The 229-nt window shown below is 41.9% G+C and carries 1 tRNA gene; it reads right to left on the bottom strand.

From position 1 onward, the window contains the following. Window positions 1-132 precede the first annotated feature (132 nt). A tRNA-Ala gene (locus tag WFH18_RS18175) sits at window positions 133-208 on the bottom strand. Window positions 209-229: the final 21 nt, after the last annotated feature.

The following is a 229-nucleotide window of genomic DNA, read 5'->3' as shown; positions in this document are numbered from 1 at the left end:
TAATCTCTAGGATCTAAACACTTGATCGCTTAGGAACTAAACAACTTCATCACTGTATGCTTACATACTGCGCGAAGCGTAGCTTCTTGCTTAAATTTCAAGTAAAAGCAGTGCTTTTATGATCTTGAAATTTGGTGGAGACTAGGAGAGTCGAACTCCTGACCTCCTGCGTGCAAAGCAGGCGCTCTACCAACTAAGCTAAGTCCCCAGCTTATCAATAAGTCAATGT

The organism is Acinetobacter sp. USHLN143 (assembly GCF_037145695.1).
Classification (GTDB): domain Bacteria; phylum Pseudomonadota; class Gammaproteobacteria; order Pseudomonadales; family Moraxellaceae; genus Acinetobacter; species Acinetobacter fasciculus.
This window is presented reverse-complemented; position numbering and strand designations above follow the sequence as displayed.